This is a genomic window from Thiosulfatimonas sediminis, assembly GCF_011398355.1.
In the GTDB taxonomy this organism is placed as follows: domain Bacteria; phylum Pseudomonadota; class Gammaproteobacteria; order Thiomicrospirales; family Thiomicrospiraceae; genus Thiomicrorhabdus; species Thiomicrorhabdus sediminis_A.
Genome location: NZ_AP021889.1, coordinates 2,286,405 through 2,300,734, shown reverse-complemented (window position 1 = coordinate 2,300,734; position 14,330 = coordinate 2,286,405). Strand labels below are relative to the sequence as shown.

The following is a 14,330-nucleotide window of genomic DNA, read 5'->3' as shown; positions in this document are numbered from 1 at the left end:
GTATCCTTAGAGTAAGTGGCGCAGGTCGCGCACTTTAAAGCCGATTAGGCCGCTGTCGAATTGCTTGCTCAGGGCAATAACCTTGAAGGTTTCACCCATTTCGTCTGGCATGGTGAGCGTTTTAATTTGTTGTGCGGTTTTGATTTGCGAGCCAATATCCGCGCTGCTGTCGAACGACATATCCAGCAAGCCGCTGCCCATTAAAAAATTGGCTTGGGTAGTGTAGCCGGCGATTTTGAATCCCGCTTCAAAACCGGATTCTGCCACGGCCGTAAAATCAACGTGTGCAGTAATGTCCTGCAATCCTGGGTAAAAGAAAGGATTCTGATGGGCGCGGTGTTGATAGTGGCAGCGTAAGGTTCCCATTACCCGAGCTGGTTGATAGTACTCGCTACGCGGATAACCATAATCAATTAAAAGCACCAATCCTTGTGACAAGATAGTGCTTAAGCTTTGCAGCCAAGGGCCGATGTGCAAGTTAATTTCAGTCTCGTAGCCAAGGTCGGAAACTTTGCCGATGTGTTCGATTAACTGGTTGGCAAACTTTTGCAGTTTGCGCTCGGTAATGGGTTGATAATCCCAAACAAACTGCGCTTTCTCCTCATTCCAGGCGATATAGCCTTGCAGTGCGCGCTCCGGTTCAATGCGTAGGCGTTCAAACGGCATGGCGTCAAGCACTTCATTGGCAACAATTACGGCGCTAATCGGTGTGCTGGGAAGTTGTTCTAGCCAGACCACTTTGCTAAACCATTCCGCAGGTAGGCGTTCTTGTAAGTAGGCTTTTTGTCGTTGGCGCAGGTCGGCGCTAATTTCGACAATATAGTAGCGTGTTAATGGCTGCTGCAGTTGTTCGAGTGCCAGTAAAATATCGCCGGCCATAACGCCACGTCCAGCGCCAAATTCAATCATGTTTGGCTCGGCTAATTCGGCGAGAACTTGTTGTGCTTGGCGAGCGATGCAGCGCGAGAAAATCGGTGAGATTTCTGGTGCGGTAATAAAGTCGCCGTGTTTGCCAATTTTTTCCAAGCTGTTGCTGTAATAGCCTAAGTTTGGTGTGTATAAGGCTTTTTGCATGAACTGGGAAAATGTCATGTTATGTTGGCGTTGCAGTGACGTGCGAATTTGTTTGCTTAATTGCGCGCTTAGAGTTTGAGCATCTTCTGACGGTAGGGGGAGGTTTTTGTGGCTAGGCATCTGAATTTTTGCATTTATGAATTTTAAACAGCGGTTATTATGCAATAGATAGTGAGATGCCTCTAGTGAAATCTGTGAGTCATTGCTTGACGGCGTATTCGTGTAAAACCTGTCATTGTTGATTTTAGGTCCCTATGCGGTAACAGGTTTGGCGAGGTATTTGCTTTTTAACGACTCGATAGAAACCCAAACAAGCACGCAGATTAGCCGACGACTGGCTTACCGTGTAGTTGTTTTGTCTGCCTTTCACTTTTTTAAAGCGGTAATGGAATATGCAAGTTGGAATAAAGAAGATTCACGAAAATGAATGGTTGGTGCAAATCGGCTTTGCGGCGCTGAAAATTGACCGTTTTAGTTTGGCATTGTTACAGATTACGCTGGAGCATTTGTTGGCGCTCGATCACGGGCAGCCACACTCCACTTTGCAAAGTTATATTAAATTGGGCATGCGCATGAAGAAGTTGTCGCAACAACATTTGCAGGCGTTGTTGAGAGAGTTGGATAGCAACGATTTGGTGATGTTATTGCTCTTGGCTAAGGATGAGAGTTTTACCAATATAGTTCTGGAAAATAGCGGCGCGATTATCACTAAGCAGCTTATTCGAGATTTACAAGAAGCCTCTTTGCCGAGCGAGGACTTGGCGAAACAGGCGATACGCCGAATTGTTGAAAAGACCTTTGCTTTGCAAGCGCAGGGGCAAATTGAATTTATCAGTGCTGAAACGCAATATATCTAGCGGGGGGTTGAATGGAAATTACAGCGAAGCATGGTCAAGAAGGGGAGTTGTTACTGGAGATTGGGCCGGTGACGTTTTCTTTGCCAAATGAAGTGGCGGAAACCTTGAACCAAGTTATTGTGCAGCGTTTAAATGAAGGAGAGAACAGTTCGCATCAAGTGCTGCAGAAAAAGTTGCTAACCTATCGGCAACTGGCCAATAAAATGGCGCAGGTTGATGATTTAGTGGTGCAGAAGTTTGCGCCTAAGGTTTCTGCGCAACAATTGGTAACCATTACACGTTTGGCTAATGGTGATGTGTTGTACAACAAAGTGATGCGTAACTTGGCTAAACAGAGTCGCCGTCAGTTTGAAGAGGATTATGCGGCAATGGATAAAATCACCGAAGCGCAAGCTTGTCTGTATATGGAGCAGTTGATTCCAGTGATTAAACAAGCCGCGCAAGAGCAGAAGCGTTTACATCAACAAGGTGCTTAACGTGGGCGTTGGCGCTTGATTATTAAGCCGACAGTTTTTGCTTGTGCAACCGCTTTGGGTTTGCTTACTTTGATGGTTAAGGTTTGAATGCCGGTAAATCGGGTAAACAGTTCGTGACTTAAGTTTTCGAGTAAGGTTTCCAATAGTTCAACACGGCTTTTGGCTACCCAGTCGCATACGAAATCACTCACCTGGGCATAGTCCACCGTGTCGTTAATCGCATCACTTTGCGCGGCGGTAAAAATGGGCACGGCCATTTCAATGTCAAAATACAGGGGTTGGGGTTGCTCCCGTTCCCAGTCATAAATGCCAATAATGGCCTCGGTTTCCAGTTGTTCAATGTAGATGATGTCGTGCATAGAGTGCTTAAACCCTGTCAGGTGGACGTTTTAAAAGCGATTTTCCGAGTTTTTAGACCAGAAAAAAGTACTCGCTATGTTTGAAAATTTTTGGGCTTTCATTGAATGAATTAATGCTACTGAGGCTTTTAGCGTGGTTCGGCGAGTTTTAAAAAAGCTCGCAAAGTCGCTTGTTTCTAGGCTTTCAGAGTAATTCATACAGGAAAATCCAATTATTCTGTCGGTTACGCTTATTGTAGTGAAATTCAGTGGCTCACAAAGTCCGTTTTCAATTTTTTGTGTTTACCAGTAAAATCGCCTGACATTATCGTTGTGCCGTTCAAGTCATGGATGGCGGTATTCTTGGAGAGAATAATGGGCATAGAATTTTCAATTGCGGTCTTATTAGCGTATCTGCTAGGTTCAGTATCAACTGCGATTATTGTTTGTCGTCTAATGGGATTGGGTGATCCGCGCGAAGGCGGTTCTGGAAATCCGGGGGCGACCAATGTTAAGCGTTTGTATGGCAATAAGGCGGCGGCGATAACCTTGTTTGGTGATTTGCTAAAAGGGGTGATTCCTGTGTTAGCCGCTTATCAATATGGTTTTACGTCAACTGAGGTGTTTTTGATTGGCTTTGCCGCTTTTATTGGTCACTTGTATCCGTTGTTTTTCGGGTTCCGTGGTGGAAAAGGAGTGGCGACTATGCTTGGTATGATGTTGGCGTTGTCTCTGCCAATCGGTTTGGCGATTGTCGCCACTTGGCTGTTTGTTGCCAAGGTATTGAAAATATCTTCGCTATCCGCCTTGGTTGCCGCTACATTGACACCGGTTTATGTCTACTTTATCAGCGCTGATTTAGGGTGGTTTTACGGTTCACTTGCTTTGACGTTGATTCTGTTTTGGCGTCACCGCAGCAATATCCAGCGCTTGCTTAATGGCGAAGAAAGTTTGATTAAGCAAAGCAACTAAGCAGGCGCGGAAAAAGTCTAAGTTCTTTATGTTTGACGCTATTTGGAGTTTTTCCGCGTCTCCTTAGGGAGAAGCTGGACATTTCTAATCATAATTTACTCTGTCTAAAACTCAAGTGGCGCAAGCGCTTCTAATGACCAGCGCGGTGTAGCCGCAAAATTCAAGTCTTGTTCTTCGCCCGCCAGTAATCTCTGTGTGCCGGCATAGGCAATCATCGCACCATTGTCGGTGCAAAATTCCAAACGCGGAAAAAATACTTCACCGTGCCGTTTATTCATCAGTGCGTGAAGTTTTTCACGAATTTCACGGTTGGCGCTAACCCCGCCGGATACGACTAAGCGATTTAATCCTTCTTGTTCTAAAGCGCGTTTGCATTTTATGGTTAAGGTGTCGGCGACCGCCATCTCAAAAGCGCGACAGATGTCTGCTTTGGTCTGTTCAGTAGCTTGGTCTTCTTTTAATGCTTGCTGCCAAGTGTTCAGGGTATAGGTCTTTAAGCCGCTAAAGCTCATGTCCAGCCCTGGACGATCGACCATTGGTCGCGGGAATTTGTAACGCTCTGCGCGGCCGGAAAGGGCGAGTTGCGAAACTTTTGGTCCGCCTGGGTAGCCAAGGTCTAAAAGTTTTGCGGTTTTGTCAAAAGCTTCGCCTGCGGCATCGTCCAAGGTGTCGCCCAGTAATTTGTAGCGACCAATGCCATCGACACGAATAATCATCGAATGTCCGCCAGAGACGAGTAGGCAGATAAACGGAAATTGTGGTTGTTCGCTTTCCAACATAGGGGCTAAGAGGTGGCCTTCCATATGGTGCACGCCCACCGCAGGAATTTTTAGTGCAAACGCCAGACTGCGCGCGACAGAGGCGCCGGTCAGTAGTGCGCCGATGAGTCCAGGGCCGGCGGTGTAGGCGATGCCATCTAATTCGCTGATTTGGCGTTTGGCTTCTTTTAAAGTTGATTGAATTAATGGAATCAAACGGCGGATATGGTCGCGTGAGGCCAGCTCCGGCACGACACCACCATAAAGAGCGTGCAGTTCAATTTGACTGTAAAGTGCGTGTGCAAGCAGTCCCTGCTCGCTGTCGTAGAGTGCGATTCCGGTTTCATCACAAGAACTTTCGATACCCAAAACAAGCATTAGCGGTTTTCTCTTTACTGATTAATTGACAATGGCGGGATTTTAACAAAAAAAGCGTGTCGACCGCTGAACATTCCCGCGCTTTGTTGTGTGCTTAGGGTGAAGGCTGCCGTTTTGTGGGTGCGTTGGCACCGGCGTTTTGGCTAAGTTATTGAAATAATTGATGTCGCTGTCGTTAAGGTTTGAATGGGTTTGAGTAATCAGCAATTCGGGTTTATTCGTAATTTTATCGACAAAAAGGTTTGCAAAACCGTATGGGTAAATTTATAATCCTGCGTTTTCTGCTCTTTCCCTTTTCTTGCGCGGGAATGTAGGCAGCCCAGAATTTAAAAATTTTATAGGTGTATTATGCCAAGCGTAAAAATCCGCGATACCGAACCATTTGACGTAGCTTTACGTCGTTTTAAACGTGCTTGTGAGAAAGCAGGTGTTTTAACTGAAACGCGTAAGCGTGAGTTCTATGAGAAGCCAACTTGGGCGCGTAAGCGTATGAAAGCGGCAGCCGTTAAGCGTCTTGCTAAGCGTTTATCTCGCGAAACTCGTCGTACTCGTCGTCTTTACTAATCCAGAGGACTGGTCACCGTGTCAATGAAAGAGCAGCTAACGGCTGAAATGAAAGCTTGTATGAAAGCGAAAGACAAAGCGCGCCTAGGTGTTGTCCGCAGTCTTTTAGCCGCCATCAAGCAGGTTGAGATTGATAATCAAACTACATTGGATGATGACGCTGATATTCTTGCCATTTTAGACAAGGCAATGAAACAGCGTAAAGATTCTCATCAGCAGTTTGTTGACGCAGAGCGTCCAGATCTTGCTGAGCAAGAAGCCTATGAAATGACGGTCATTCAAGATTTCATGCCTCAGCCGCTAAGTGAAGCGGAAGTTTCTGCTCTGATTGATGACGCCATGAATGCTACTGGCGCTGCATCAATGCAGGACATGGGGAAAGTCATGGGGTTGTTAAAGCCGCAGATGCAAGGTCGTGCCGATATGGGTGAAGTAAGTAAGCTGATTAAAGCTAAGCTTAGCGCCTAATTCAATATCTGTTTGCCTTTAAAGAAGCCCGCATACATTTTGTTGCGGGCTTTTTTTGTTTTTCTCTTTGTGGTAGTTTTTCTTTCTCGTTTTTGGACGGATTCTGTTTATGGCGTACAGCGGTAGCATTCCCAAGCCTTTTATTGATTCGCTTTTAGCGCGCGCTGATGTTGTGCAGGTGATTAGTCAGCGTGTGCCGTTAAAAAAGGCGGGTGCGACCTATAAGGCGTGCTGTCCGTTTCATGATGAAAAAACCCCGTCCTTTAATGTTAATCAGCAAAAGCAGTTCTACCATTGTTTTGGTTGCGGTGCTTCTGGTGATGCGCTGACTTTTCTGATGGAGTATGACGGCCTGAGTTTTGTCGAAGCGATTGAGTCGCTCGCGGCAATGTATGGAATGTCTGTGCCACGTGAACAGCAAACGCCGCAAAAGCGCCAACAAGCCGAAAAACGTCAACAGCAGCAGCGGGATTTGTACGATGTGATGCAGTTAGCTGCGCATTTTTATCGTATGCAGTTGCGTGATCACGCACAGTCGCAACGGGCTAAAACGTATCTTAAGCAGCGCGGTTTAACGGCTGAGATTGCGAAAGAGTTTAAGATTGGTTTTGCGCCACCGGGTTGGGATACTTTAATTAAAGGTCTGGCCGCTGACGGAAAGCTGCAGCAACAGTTGGTTGAAGTGGGTATGTTGATACGCAAAGACGACGGTAAGATTTATGATCGTTTTCGAGAGCGTATTATGTTTCCTATTCGCGATGGTCGCGGACGTTATATCGCCTTTGGTGGGCGGATTCTTGATCAGGGGCAGCCAAAATATCTTAACTCGCCGGAAACGCCGATTTTCCATAAAAGTCATACCTTGTATGGTCTCTACGAAATGCGCCAAAGTCGTGTTCAAGTGGATGAGATTTTGGTGGTTGAGGGGTATATGGATGTGGTTGCTTTGGCACAATTTGGTATCCGCAATGCGGTGGCGACACTCGGTACCGCGACTACGCCAGAGCATTTGGACTTGCTGTTTCGTCAGGTGAATCAAGTGGTGTTCTGTTTTGATGGTGATGAAGCAGGAACCAAAGCTGCTTGGAAAGCCTTGGATATCGCTCTGCCGATGATGGAAGGAGAGCGTTTGGTAAAATTCCTGTTTTTACCACAAGGGGAAGACCCTGATTCGATGGTGCGTAAAGAGGGTTTGGCCGGTTTTAAACAGCGTATGGCGAATGCCTTATCGCTGTCTCAGTTTTTGTTGCAAGGTTTGCAGGCGCGATTGGGCGGAGATATTCAAAGTGTTGAGGGGCGGCAGCGTTATGCGGCCTTGGCTGCTCCTTACTTGCACAAAGCGCGCGGGGTTTATCAGGTTGCGCTGTTGGAAGAGGTGGCGAACTTGGTTGCCATGCAGGACTGGAAGTTGGGCAAGGAAATTGGCTTGCGCGCTGGTTCTGCTCCGGGGCGTAAAGGGTTTCCCGTACGTAATCAAACTGCGCAAATGCCGCTAAAAGTATTGAGCGTGCCATTAAAAATTATCCGCGTGCTCTTGAAAAATGCCCAATGGAGCCAGATATTCTCTATAGAGCTGGTGCAAAGTTTGCAGCAACAGGAGCAGGCTGACTACCGTCTTTTGGCTGCAACTCTGCAGCACATGCGCAATTGTGTGATAACGACCGATAATCTTGAGCCGATGGTGGAGCTGTTGCAAGAATATGGGTTTGGCGGAATGTTACCGCAATTGCTGAATGTCGATTTGCCGGACGACCCTACTTTTTTGGCAAATGAATTGCGTGAATTGGTGGTGGATTTAGCGAAGAAGTTAGATGTGCTGGGGTTGGGGCAAAAGGGTTGGAGCGAGCAGGAAATGCTGCGGTTAAATCAGCTTATAAAAGGGCTCTAGGCAGTGTGTTAGTGGTGTGTTCTGACGAAAAAGATATCGGTCTACTAATAAATACACATTCTAAAACATTGAAAAAATTGATATAATAGCGAGTTCGTTTTTTACAAAGCTCAATAAAGCTTAGCAAAAAACCCTTCTCGTATACTTAGAATTTTAATTCGGGACAAAACATGACCAAAGTCGAAAGAAAGCAGCAGTTAATTGATCTGATCGAGCGTGCAAAGGAGCTTGGCTACCTAACCTTTGCCGATGTGAATGATGTTTTGCCAGATGATATCGAAGAAGATCAGTTAGGTCAGGTTCTAACCATTCTGAAAGACTTTGGCATTCGTATGTTCGACAGTGCTCCGGACGAAGATGAGCTGATGTCTGGTGACGGCGGTGCTTTTGATGATGCGGCTGCGGAAGCGGCGATTTCGGCATTGGCGGAGGTTGATAGCGAGTTTGGTCGTACTACCGATCCGGTGCGGATGTATATGCGTGAAATGGGTTCAGTTGATCTTTTGACCCGTCACGGCGAGATTGAAATTGCCAAGCGAATCGAATGGGGTATCCGCGATATGCTGGATGCTTTGGCGCAATATCCGGTGTTTTCAAAAAGCATTTTGGACGCGTTTTCGCGCATGGACACTGGCGACGGTAAGATTGCTGATGTTGTGCAAGGCTTTATCCGCCCAGAAGATTTGATTGATGTGCCGGTGGAAGAGTTGTCGCCGGATAGCGATAACACGGATGTTAAAGACGATGGTATCGACGAAGAAGAGTTGGCGCGTTTTGTCGAGAAGCTGAAGAAGTTACAAGAAGAAGCCTTGGTTCTTGAGAAGAAGCTTGGTGGTGATGACCAGCAAGTTCTGGATAAGCGTGAGGCGATTGTTACCCATCTTAAAGGGATTAAAATCACGCCATTATTCTCTAATGGCATGATTCGCGGAATTAAAGAGCGTATCTCTTTGATTCGTGAGCAAGAGCGCGTTGTTGTCGATTTGGTGCAGCGTCGTATTAAAGTGCCGCGTAAAGTGTTCCTAGAAGAGTTTGTCGGTCGTGAAACCGAAATTGATTTGGTTGATCGTCTGCAAGTTTTGTGTCCTGATTTAAAAGCGCAGCTCGAAGAGCATCGCCAAGATGTGAAACGTGCTCAAAAACGCTTGGCAATGATTGAAAAATCAGAGCGTATGCCGATTACTTTGTATAAGTCGGTTTATAAAGATTTAAGCAAAGCCGAGAATAATACGCGTACTGCTAAACGCGAAATGATTGAAGCGAACTTACGTTTGGTTATTTCGATTGCGAAAAAATACACCAACCGCGGTCTGCAATTCTTGGATTTGATCCAAGAAGGTAACATCGGTTTAATGAAAGCGGTTGATAAGTTTGAATATCGCCGTGGATATAAGTTCTCTACGTACGCAACGTGGTGGATTCGTCAAGCGATTACGCGCTCAATTGCCGACCAAGCCCGTACTATCCGTATTCCTGTGCATATGATTGAAACGATTAACAAATTGAATCGTATTCAGCGTCAGCTGCTACAGAAGATGGGGCGCGAGCCGACACCTGAAGAGTTGGCGATCGAGATGGAGATGCCGGAAGATAAAATTCGCAAGGTGATGAAAATTGCTAAAGAGCCGATTTCGATGGAAACGCCGATTGGTGATGATGAAGATTCTTCATTGGGTGATTTTATTGAAGATTCAAACATCCTTTCGCCGCAAGAAGCTGCGGATGCGGTTGGTATGAACGAAACCGTGACAGAAATGTTGTCTACCCTAACGCCGCGAGAAGCGAAAGTATTGCGTATGCGTTTTGGGTTGAGCATGAATACCGACCATACTTTGGAGGAAGTGGGTAAACAGTTTGATGTAACGCGCGAGCGTATTCGTCAAATTGAAGCCAAGGCGTTACGCAAGTTACGTCACCCAAGTCGTGCAGAGCGTCTGAAAAGTTTCTTGGATTAATCGTTCAGCCTTCAACCTCCCAATCAAGCCCGTCTTTTAAAGGACGGGTTTTTTGTTTATGTTTTCGCAAGCTAAAAACTTTCCACCTTTTAGGAATGTCGTTATAATAGCGCGCACTTTATCTGCTGTTGTCTGATAGCAGTCTATTTGGGGCCTTTAGCTCAGTTGGTTAGAGCATCCGACTCATAATCGGCAGGTCCACGGTTCAAGTCCGTGAAGGCCCACCATCTTCTCTTTTTGTTGTAAATTCCGTTTGCTGTCGTGATTGAAAAACGTGGATATCCGGTTTTTTATCGAGTGCGATTTGTTGATTTGATTTTCGCGTAATTTCAAATACTTGAGTGAAAAATCTTTTGATAAAAGCATTGCGTATATTGAACGGCACTTGTATAATCTCGCACCTAATTAATCCTTCCCCTTATTGCCCGTTAAACAGTAAGTGGAGTTAAACGCCGTTTAGCTTCTTAGGATTTGGATTACATTTAATTATTTTAGGAACAAATTATGAAAACATTTGTTGCAAAACCAGCTGAAATCAAACGCGACTGGTATGTTGTTGACGCCGATGGTAAAACGTTAGGTCGTCTTGCTGCGGAAATTGCTACTCGTCTACGTGGTAAGCATAAGCCTGAGTACACTCCGCACGCTGATTGTGGTGATTACATTGTTGTTGTTAATGCTGAGAAAGTTGCTGTTACTGGTAACAAGCGTAAAGACAAAATGTACCACCATGTAACGGGCTATGTAGGTAACTTAAAATCAACCAACTTTGAAAAGTTGATTGATAAAGCGCCTAGCCGCCCAATCGAGTTTGCGGTTAAAGGGATGTTGCCAAAAGGGCCTTTAGGTCGTGCAATGTTCAAAAAGCTAAAAGTGTATGCTGGAACTGAACATCCGCATACTGCTCAACAACCAAAAGCGCTTGATATTTAAGGGGTAGAAAGATGGCAACAGAACAATTTTACGGTACAGGTCGTCGTAAGAGCTCAGTAGCACGTGTATTCCTACGCGCTGGATCTGGCAAAATGGTCGTAAACGGTCGTGATATCACAGAATATTTCGCTCGTGAAACTGACCTAATGGTGATCAATCAGCCTCTACAAGCAACCGAAAGCCTAGAACAGTTTGATGCTTACATCACTGTTGTTGGTGGTGGTACAACTGGTCAGGCTGGTGCAATTCGCCACGGTTTAGCGCGTGCGCTAGTCACTTTTAGTGAAGAAAACCGTCCAGCATTACGTGCGCGTGGTTTATTAACTCGTGACGCGCGTCAAGTTGAGCGTAAAAAAGTCGGTCTACGCAAAGCACGTCGTCGTCCGCAGTTCTCAAAACGTTAATTGGTATTTTTACAACACCAATTGTTTTGGACAGAAAAAACCCGCCTTGTGCGGGTTTTTTTATGCCAATAATTTCATTTTTTGTTGGACGTGGCGCTCTTGTTGCGCCGACTGTGGTCATTGGTAGGTTGTTGTGTTGTAAAAATACAACACAATGAATCTTTGTGGTAAAAAAACAAAACAAGGGTTGCGCGGAATTTTTTAAATCCCTATATTAGGCATCAAGCAAACGCGACCTAGTCCGTTAGCGTAAAACAAAATAAATTAAGGAATTAAAAATGAAAAAGAATTTAATCGCTCTAGCAATCGCTTCTGCAATCGCCGCTCCAGTAGCAATGGCTGATGCCCCAACTCTTTACGGTCAACTAAACCTAAACTACGCAAAAATTGACGGTCAAGACGGAACTGTAAACTCTACTGATTCTCGCATGGGTGTTAAAGGTTCTGAAGACCTAGGTGACGGGCTTAAAGCGGTTTACGGTATTGAGTTTTCAATAGATACCGTTGCTGATGGTTCCGGTGCATCTCTTTCAGCTCGTAACCAGTACCTAGGTTTGGCTGGTGGTTTTGGTACGGTTCTTATGGGTCGTCATGACACACCAACTAAAATGACTCAAGTAACTGACTTGTTCCCAGACGGTGCGGCTGATATCAAAAACCTGACTAACGGTCTAGACAGCGCTGAAATCCGTGCAACTGATGTACTAGCATACGTTTCTCCATCTTTCGGTGGCGTTAAAGTGCTTGCTGCTGCGGTTCTAGATGAAGACAAAACTAATAACTGGAACAACGTTGCGGTAACTTACGGTTCAACCAAAGACGGTCTATACCTAGCTGCGGCTTACCAAGAAGCTGATATGGACATCACTTACGTTCGTGTTGGTGCGCAATATAAAACTGGTGGTTTAATCACTTCTGTTATGTACCAAGATAACTCTGGTAATGATACTGCTGAAGGTAACTTCACTCAGCTACAAGCCGGTTACAAAATCGGTAAATTTATGCCGAAAGTTAAATACGTGATGACTTCTAACGATACAACTAACTCTGATGAAGATGCTTTTGCTGTAGGTCTTAATTACTCTTTAGGTAAGAAAACTACTGCTTACATCTACATGGCTGATCGTCAAGACGTAGGTAAAGCGGACGCTGAATACATCCTAGGTATGGTTCACAAATTCTAATTGTTGCGCTGACGTCAGTCAGTACAAGTTAGTCTAGTGCCTTAAACCCCGTTAGGTTCGCCTTACGGGGTTTTTTTTCGTCCAGATGTTTTGCAGTATTTTCTTATATAAAAATATAGTGTACTTAGTGATAGATAATTGTGATTATAGTGGTGGTGATAAAGTGCTATAACTAACTTTTGGTGGGTTTTCCAGAGGTTTGTTATGAGCCAGAGTTCACAAAAAGGCATGGTGTTATTGTTGGTTTCAATGGTGTTAGTCATGCTTATCGCCCTTCTAGCCAGCAGTTATTTTAAAAATTTAATTGCCTATTTTTCGAGCAAGCAGCTCAGCCAGCAACATCATCTTATGTTACAGGTTAAACAGCGATTGTTGATGTTTGCCGTTCTTCATCCCGAAATTTATCTTACCAACAGCAGTTCTCAACTGTTAGCCGCCGATGAAGTGCCTGGGGCAGGTTATTTTCCGTGCCCAGATTTGGATGGTGATGGTTTTTTATTAGGCGCAGAAACGACCTGCGGTAATCAATTTCTGCCCAGTGCTTCTAATCCTTTGCAGACCGGTTTTGTTCCCGACCCGTTAACTAATTCAGGTGGGGCGAATTGTAATGGCATGGCCGCGTGTATGGGCTATGTGCCACAGAAAATTGTCAGCAGACAGTTTTATTTTGCACCGGCTAAGCGATATTTTTATGTTTTAGATGAGCGTTTTAGCTTTCAGAATGGTTACTACTTTAATGATGGGCAAAATCGTTTCTCCCCGTTAAGTCCCTCGATACTAGAAAGCGTTGCCCCGCGTTTGCAGTTAAATGGGGTTGATGGTTATGTGTTGCTGATCATTGATGCCGGAAATGATGGGTTGGATGCATCAAATGCGGATGGCGATTTCAAGTTTGTTTCGCCGAGAAGGGTGTTAAGCAGAGACGAAAATCTTGATCAAATCATTGGCGTCACTTTGGAAGAGTGGCGTGTGTTAATGAGTATTCGCGCTTGTGTTACTCTAAAGCGCTTTAACAATGGTTTAAACGTTTATCCTGCTTTAGCAAACGCACAAGCGCATTGGTTAAATGCGTATCATCCAGCAAATAATCCTGCCGGCGGTGGATGGCGCGCACAATGTGGCGCATGACTTTTGAACGGGGCTTCACCCTGATTGAGGTAACGATAGCATTGCTCATCCTAACGATGGCAGCGACGTTTTTAGTGGATGCCTATATGGTGGATGTCAAGCTAAAGGCGCCACGTCAAGAAGATGCGAATCAAATTGCTATCGTTAAAGCCTTAGAGACTTATTTGCGTGTGAATTTGCATTTGCCATGCCCGGATACCGATGGTGACAGTCGCGAAAATCGTCAATTGAGTAATGGCATTTCAGTTTGTAAAAATCGCGAAGGTACTTTGCCAAGCCGTGATTTGGATTTGCCCTCACATGATGCTTGGGGTAATCCTTATTATTATCGTGTGCATCAACGTGCCGAGTCGGGTGTTTATATTAATCAGGTCTGCCAGACGGCCAGTGTGTTTGGCAGCTCTGGTTTAAGAGGTGTTGAAGATTTATGGTTCTGCCCAAGCTCGCATCTTTTTTATTGTGCCGAAAATTCCGGAGCGTCAACTTGTGATGATGTTTGTGCGCAGGCTTGTGTGAATGATATTGACCCGCGGCCAATGCCATTTATGAGCATTAATCCGGATTCTCTTGCTCCTTATTTTCACTTGAACACGCCGCCATTTGGAACGGTTGTCGGCAGCTATAATTTGATATTGGAAGATTCAACGGGTGATACGGTTGAGGAGGGTGTGATTGCAGTGGTCATTTCATGGGGAGAAAACGGTAGTACAGTAAATTCTGCAAGCTGTAACAATGCACCTGTCGAAGAGATTGAAAACTGCGACGGCGATCGCCGTTTCGTTTACCATCCTTCTGGTGAAAACAAAGATTATGTGCAATGGTTTACCGTAAATCAAGCCAAAATGGCGCTTATCAAGCGCGGCGCTTTCGAATAGTCCAGTTAATCGATAATAAGAACTTTAAATGCGATTAGCGTAAAAGAAGACTATACTAAGCTTTTAGAAATATACGTA

General features: G+C 45.2%; 15 protein-coding genes and 1 tRNA gene. 13 read left to right on the top strand and 3 right to left on the bottom strand.

From position 1 onward, the window contains the following. Positions 1-6: 6 nt before the first annotated feature. Positions 7-1,194, bottom strand: coding sequence for a class I SAM-dependent methyltransferase (locus HRR27_RS10755; protein ID WP_173273696.1), 1,188 nt, complete (start codon positions 1,192-1,194; stop codon positions 7-9). A gap of 272 nt (positions 1,195-1,466) precedes the next feature. On the opposite strand from HRR27_RS10755, the gene HRR27_RS10750 reads away from it, so the two are divergent. Together HRR27_RS10750 and HRR27_RS10745 are read left to right on the top strand one after the other, a co-directional pair. Then, positions 1,467-1,931 carry a FliG C-terminal domain-containing protein gene (locus HRR27_RS10750; protein ID WP_173273694.1) on the top strand — a complete coding sequence of 155 codons (465 nt, stop codon included), beginning with the start codon at positions 1,467-1,469 and terminating at the stop codon, positions 1,929-1,931. A gap of 11 nt (positions 1,932-1,942) precedes the next feature. Further along, positions 1,943-2,407 carry a FliG C-terminal domain-containing protein gene (locus HRR27_RS10745; protein WP_173273692.1) on the top strand — a complete coding sequence of 155 codons (465 nt, stop codon included), beginning with the start codon at positions 1,943-1,945 and terminating at the stop codon, positions 2,405-2,407. Here the strand turns inward: HRR27_RS10745 and folB are convergent. Further along, complete coding sequence (gene folB, locus HRR27_RS10740) at positions 2,404-2,766, bottom strand: dihydroneopterin aldolase (protein ID WP_173273690.1); 363 nt, start codon at positions 2,764-2,766, stop codon at positions 2,404-2,406. The two genes, HRR27_RS10745 and folB, sit on opposite strands and share 4 nt — an antisense overlap. Positions 2,767-3,120: 354 nt before the next feature. On the opposite strand from folB, the gene plsY reads away from it, so the two are divergent. Then, complete coding sequence (gene plsY, locus HRR27_RS10735) at positions 3,121-3,717, top strand: glycerol-3-phosphate 1-O-acyltransferase PlsY (RefSeq protein ID WP_173273688.1); 597 nt, start codon at positions 3,121-3,123, stop codon at positions 3,715-3,717. Positions 3,718-3,821: 104 nt separating this feature from the next. Here the strand turns inward: plsY and tsaD are convergent, their stop codons facing one another. Further along, the gene (gene tsaD / locus HRR27_RS10730) at positions 3,822-4,853 is read right to left on the bottom strand and encodes a tRNA (adenosine(37)-N6)-threonylcarbamoyltransferase complex transferase subunit TsaD (RefSeq protein WP_173273686.1); all 1,032 of its coding nucleotides are present in this window, start codon (positions 4,851-4,853) and stop codon (positions 3,822-3,824) included. A 348-nt stretch (positions 4,854-5,201) separates the two neighbouring features. Between tsaD and rpsU the strand changes: the two genes are divergently transcribed. From rpsU to HRR27_RS10680, 10 genes are all read left to right on the top strand, one after another. Next, a complete protein-coding gene (gene rpsU / locus HRR27_RS10725; RefSeq protein WP_173273684.1) occupies positions 5,202-5,417 on the top strand; it encodes a 30S ribosomal protein S21 in 216 nt (71 codons plus the stop codon). 24 nt (positions 5,418-5,441) lie between these two features. Then, on the top strand, positions 5,442-5,885 hold the full coding sequence (locus HRR27_RS10720) for a GatB/YqeY domain-containing protein (protein ID WP_279585864.1): 444 nt from the start codon (positions 5,442-5,444) through the stop codon (positions 5,883-5,885). 109 nt (positions 5,886-5,994) lie between these two features. After that, on the top strand, positions 5,995-7,773 hold the full coding sequence (gene dnaG, locus HRR27_RS10715; protein ID WP_173273679.1) for a DNA primase: 1,779 nt from the start codon (positions 5,995-5,997) through the stop codon (positions 7,771-7,773). Between the two features lie 170 nt (positions 7,774-7,943). Continuing rightward, entirely contained in the window at positions 7,944-9,728 is a 1,785-nt protein-coding gene (gene rpoD, locus HRR27_RS10710; RefSeq protein ID WP_173273677.1) for an RNA polymerase sigma factor RpoD, read from the top strand. Between the two features lie 150 nt (positions 9,729-9,878). Continuing rightward, positions 9,879-9,955: transfer RNA gene (locus HRR27_RS10705), tRNA-Ile, on the top strand. A 277-nt stretch (positions 9,956-10,232) separates the two neighbouring features. Further along, positions 10,233-10,661 carry a 50S ribosomal protein L13 gene (gene rplM, locus HRR27_RS10700; protein WP_173273675.1) on the top strand — a complete coding sequence of 143 codons (429 nt, stop codon included), beginning with the start codon at positions 10,233-10,235 and terminating at the stop codon, positions 10,659-10,661. Positions 10,662-10,672: 11 nt separating this feature from the next. Continuing rightward, on the top strand, positions 10,673-11,065 hold the full coding sequence (gene rpsI / locus HRR27_RS10695; protein ID WP_173273673.1) for a 30S ribosomal protein S9: 393 nt from the start codon (positions 10,673-10,675) through the stop codon (positions 11,063-11,065). Positions 11,066-11,343: 278 nt separating this feature from the next. Continuing rightward, entirely contained in the window at positions 11,344-12,249 is a 906-nt protein-coding gene (locus tag HRR27_RS10690) for a porin (protein ID WP_173273671.1), read from the top strand. A 204-nt stretch (positions 12,250-12,453) separates the two neighbouring features. Then, complete coding sequence (locus HRR27_RS10685; protein ID WP_173273669.1) at positions 12,454-13,377, top strand: hypothetical protein; 924 nt, start codon at positions 12,454-12,456, stop codon at positions 13,375-13,377. Beyond that, the gene (locus tag HRR27_RS10680) at positions 13,365-14,252 is read left to right on the top strand and encodes a type II secretion system protein (protein ID WP_173273667.1); all 888 of its coding nucleotides are present in this window, start codon (positions 13,365-13,367) and stop codon (positions 14,250-14,252) included. The genes HRR27_RS10685 and HRR27_RS10680 overlap by 13 nt, the downstream gene beginning before the upstream one ends. The last annotated feature ends 78 nt before the right edge of the window (positions 14,253-14,330 follow it).

Coding starts and splice junctions, on each gene's coding strand:
- HRR27_RS10755 (WP_173273696.1), bottom strand. CDS start 1,194: ATGCCTAGCCACAAAAACCTCCCCCTACCGTCAGAAGATGCTCAAACT.
- HRR27_RS10750 (WP_173273694.1), top strand. CDS start 1,467: ATGCAAGTTGGAATAAAGAAGATTCACGAAAATGAATGGTTGGTGCAA.
- HRR27_RS10745 (WP_173273692.1), top strand. CDS start 1,943: ATGGAAATTACAGCGAAGCATGGTCAAGAAGGGGAGTTGTTACTGGAG.
- folB (WP_173273690.1), bottom strand. CDS start 2,766: ATGCACGACATCATCTACATTGAACAACTGGAAACCGAGGCCATTATT.
- plsY (WP_173273688.1), top strand. CDS start 3,121: ATGGGCATAGAATTTTCAATTGCGGTCTTATTAGCGTATCTGCTAGGT.
- tsaD (WP_173273686.1), bottom strand. CDS start 4,853: ATGCTTGTTTTGGGTATCGAAAGTTCTTGTGATGAAACCGGAATCGCA.
- rpsU (WP_173273684.1), top strand. CDS start 5,202: ATGCCAAGCGTAAAAATCCGCGATACCGAACCATTTGACGTAGCTTTA.
- HRR27_RS10720 (WP_279585864.1), top strand. CDS start 5,442: ATGAAAGAGCAGCTAACGGCTGAAATGAAAGCTTGTATGAAAGCGAAA.
- dnaG (WP_173273679.1), top strand. CDS start 5,995: ATGGCGTACAGCGGTAGCATTCCCAAGCCTTTTATTGATTCGCTTTTA.
- rpoD (WP_173273677.1), top strand. CDS start 7,944: ATGACCAAAGTCGAAAGAAAGCAGCAGTTAATTGATCTGATCGAGCGT.
- rplM (WP_173273675.1), top strand. CDS start 10,233: ATGAAAACATTTGTTGCAAAACCAGCTGAAATCAAACGCGACTGGTAT.
- rpsI (WP_173273673.1), top strand. CDS start 10,673: ATGGCAACAGAACAATTTTACGGTACAGGTCGTCGTAAGAGCTCAGTA.
- HRR27_RS10690 (WP_173273671.1), top strand. CDS start 11,344: ATGAAAAAGAATTTAATCGCTCTAGCAATCGCTTCTGCAATCGCCGCT.
- HRR27_RS10685 (WP_173273669.1), top strand. CDS start 12,454: ATGAGCCAGAGTTCACAAAAAGGCATGGTGTTATTGTTGGTTTCAATG.
- HRR27_RS10680 (WP_173273667.1), top strand. CDS start 13,365: ATGTGGCGCATGACTTTTGAACGGGGCTTCACCCTGATTGAGGTAACG.